The sequence below is a fragment of the Oleiphilus sp. HI0067 genome (assembly GCF_001635735.1).
On sequence record NZ_LWFI01001119.1, the window covers coordinates 1 to 1,102 of the forward strand.

At 45.2% G+C, this 1,102-nt stretch carries 1 protein-coding gene; it reads right to left on the reverse strand.

The genetic code is table 11. From position 1 onward, the window contains the following. Positions 1-910: signal recognition particle protein (locus A3739_RS16185; RefSeq protein WP_068502052.1), on the reverse strand; the 910-nt coding region annotated here is incomplete at its 3' end. Positions 911-1,102: the final 192 nt, after the last annotated feature.

Genomic DNA, 1,102 nt, shown 5'->3' on the forward strand with positions numbered 1-1,102 from the left:
TAAGACTGAGTACATCACCCATTCCAAGAATTCTTGATGCGAGACGATCAGGATAAAAAGGCTCTAGCGCGTCAATCTTCTCGCCAACACCCATAAACTTGATAGGCTTACCAGTAATCGCTCTAACCGATAACGCTGCACCACCGCGCGCATCACCATCTGTCTTTGTAAGAACAACACCCGTCAGCGGAAGCGCATCGTTAAATGCTTTCGCTGTATTCGCAGCATCCTGACCGGTCATCGAATCAACTACGAATAAGGTTTCGACAGGGTTAACTGATGCGTGAAGGTCAGCTATTTCAGCCATCATCTCTTGATCAACCGCCAATCGGCCAGCTGTATCGACAATCAGCACATCCATAAATTTAAGCTTTGCTTCAGCAATAGCCGCCTCAGCAATAGCTACAGGCTTTTGGTCCGCTGTACTTGGGAAGAATGTAGCACCAACTTCACCAGCAAGCGTTTCCAATTGTTTGATTGCCGCCGGACGATAGACATCAGCACTAACGACCATTACTTTTTTCTTCTCTCGCTCTGAGAGATATCTCGCCAATTTAGCTACCGAGGTTGTTTTACCCGCACCCTGCAGACCAGCCATTAAAACGACTGCTGGCGGCTGAGCATTTAGACTAAGCCCTTCAGACTTTGCCCCCATCACAGCCGTAAGCTCGTCATTAACAATTCGAATAAATTCTTGCCCTGGCGATAGACTTCTCATCACCTCTTGACCAAGAGCTCTAGTGCGAACCTGCTCAACAAAATCTTTCACCACAGGCAAGGCTACATCCGCCTCGAGCAAAGCCATCCTTACTTCGCGTAACGTACCCTTGATGTTGTCGTCAGTTAATTTTGCCTGACCAGTGACCTTTTTAAGACTTTCGGAAAGCCTTTCGCTAAGATTCTCAAACATGTTTTATAGCTCTAATGATTATTGCCAAGTATTCGCAAACAGCGCATTATAACGACAATCAAAATTAATTAAATCGAAAGTCTCAGACTAACGCAGTTAAATGAACGCATCTTTACTCGCTTTGATAGCAATATGCCTCTATTTACTAGGCTCAGGCTTCAAAGCCATACAAATTATAAGAAAATCTGCGCC